At 52.1% G+C, this 2,390-nt stretch carries 3 protein-coding genes; 2 read left to right on the top strand and 1 reads right to left on the bottom strand.

Going from position 1 to position 2,390, the window contains the following annotated elements:
* Window positions 1-144 precede the first annotated feature (144 nt).
* A complete protein-coding gene (locus AC5JLP_RS14285; RefSeq protein WP_496068589.1) occupies window positions 145-1,200 on the bottom strand; it encodes a DUF4384 domain-containing protein in 1,056 nt (351 codons plus the stop codon).
* 119 nt (window positions 1,201-1,319) lie between these two features.
* Here AC5JLP_RS14285 and AC5JLP_RS14280 point away from each other — a divergent pair, with 119 nt between their 5' ends.
* A complete protein-coding gene (locus AC5JLP_RS14280; RefSeq protein WP_496068588.1) occupies window positions 1,320-1,724 on the top strand; it encodes a helix-turn-helix domain-containing protein in 405 nt (134 codons plus the stop codon).
* Between the two features lie 9 nt (window positions 1,725-1,733).
* Window positions 1,734-2,237 (top strand): transposase family protein, encoded by a 504-nt coding sequence (locus AC5JLP_RS14275; protein ID WP_496068587.1) that lies wholly within the window; start codon window positions 1,734-1,736, stop codon window positions 2,235-2,237.
* Window positions 2,238-2,390: the final 153 nt, after the last annotated feature.

The following is a 2,390-nucleotide window of genomic DNA, read 5'->3' as shown; positions in this document are numbered from 1 at the left end:
TCTCTGGAGCAGTCTATGTAATTGTCTTGGTGGTCTATCTAATCGTCACTCAACAGCCAGCACGAGTGAGAAGCTATTTTCGACATCCTGAGCTTGCCTATGCTGCATCATGAAATGCAATCTCAATCATTGCCGGGTTAATAGTTAAGCCACAATTTCAAAGGCGATCGACAGTGCTGCCATCTGGCGCGTATCCACCAGACGCACTGTTGGGTCTGACGCAGGTTTAGAGGCTCCACGAGTGCCTGCATCTAGGTCATCTAGCAGTTGAGACACGGCATCAACCGTTGCTGCACCTCCACGGGAATCCATTTGTGGGTTGCTTAAAGCAGTCAGGGCAGACAACGCCTTCTCCAGTGAAACCGTACTCGCAACGATCAAAATTTCGGCAACGCCCAACGGCGGCTGTAGCTCGATGCCATCCTGCGCGGGAATCTGGACTTCTTGACCGGATTGCAAAAGCTGCTCCGTCGGCAACGGCAATACCGATCCATTGGGGCTGAAGAACACAATGCCAACGTAAAGCTCATGCGCTTCCTGGTTTTGCACCACAATTTGCAGCTTTTTTCCCACCTTTAATTGGGCAAGCAACTGCATCGAGCCATCAGAACGAGTCTGAAGCGTTTGTAGCGGCTGCCCGCCGCCTCGCACGGTAAACGCCTGAGCCAGAAGATCCTGCGAATCTGCCACTCTTACGGCTGCGCTCACCTTCAAGCGAGAGGCACTGGTATTTAACATCAGTTTCAAAATTTGCGCCGCCAGCAGCAGATTGAATTTCGTTCGCAACCGTGTGACTGCCGCTGTTACCGCCTCTCCAGGCATCCCAGGAGACTCTGGCAGCAAATCGAAGCCAGGAGTGAATAGCCCCACCCTGCCGTCTTGACGACCCAGGATGATGTGGACTTCCTGCTGCAACAGCGGTAGCGCTTCCATACGAGGGATGGCTTGCAGCGATCGCTTCGCGCTTTCCATCTCTGAGCCAAGGGAGCGATCGAGTCCCACTCGCAGCGTCACATCTTTGGGAATGGCGCGGATCTGCTCCTGCAATACGTCTCCTGGTACAACGTTGGCTGCACCTGTAAGTTGAAGCGTCCCCTGCGCCTCCAATTTATCCCGCGCTGACAGCCGCAGAATCCCTTTCTCCACTCCCTTAGTACACGTCACCACAAAAGGGGTACGGAATTCAAGCTGCCGTGGCATGAACTGGTTTAGGATCACATTTTGCCATTATTTTTGCGACTAACTTAGTTGTCCAGTAGACTTCTTCAAGAAGAAGCCGAGAGGTCAAAATAGAGAGGTCAACCCTGCCGAGATAACGAATGAATCAGGCGTTCTTCAACCATCTATGGCACTTGGTCAATGAGCATCCTCAACGAGGCAAACGCATGGTGGGGATGGGAGTGGATGCTTTGTGGGAACTCTGGCAGCGGATTGCGGCAGCGGAGCGTGCCGAACGACAGAACCAAGCTCAACGAGTTGGGCGGAAACGACAAATTGGTGGGGGACGCAAGAAGGATGCTCAAGTGCTGTGTCGGTTGCTGGTGACCCTCATCTACCTGCGGCAACACTGGACGATGCAAGTGATCGCAGAGACTATCGAGTGTGCAGAATCAACGGTGTGGAACTACATCCATGAGATGCTACCGTATCTTCGCAGCCAATTGTCCGCCAGTCTGCTCGAACAATGGCAGCAAGAGTGTCCCAGCGTTGAACGAGCTGAGTGAGAGCAGTGGTTGGCCGAACTGCCAGACGGAGCCTTGCTCGTCGCTACGTGGGAGCAACCGATTCCTCGACCGGGTGATGATCAAGAGCAGGAGGCGTGTTACTCCGGCAAACAGAAAGACCACACCCGCAAGAACCAACTGATTGCTTTGCCCAACGGAGTTGACTTAGTCGATGCCGTCATTGGTGAGAAAGGCCCGCGTAGCGACAGCAAACTGTTTGAGCAAACGCAGGCTCAATTGCCAGAGGAACTATCGTTTAGTGGAGATAAAGCCTATGTCGGTCGGCGCAATACCACCACTCCGCATAAGAAATCGCCCAAGGGGACACTGACTCAAGAGCAAAAGGAGTTTAATTGCCAGCTGAGTCAGAAACGAGTGTTTGTCGAGCATGTCATTCGAGTGATTAAGATTTTCCGAGTTGCGAAAGAGGAGTTTCGGATGCGTTCACGCAGGTACGAGATAGTGATTGCCTGTGTGTGCGGTTTAGTTCGTTTGCGGGTGCAGTATGCCTAAAATCAGGGCTTCAGCAGTTCAACCTGCTCATTTTCCTTATTTTTGAAGAGGTCTAGTAGTAAGGGTGGCCAAAATTGCGAGTGATAAGTAGCTAGGTATAATTAAATATAAAACGCTCCAGGGTGTAATCACCTGCTTGGCTACGAGCTTTCA

The sequence above is a fragment of the Stenomitos rutilans genome, assembly GCF_059505485.1.
The sequence above is the reverse complement of the archived record's forward strand: the minus strand, read 5'-3'. Positions and strand labels throughout refer to the sequence as shown.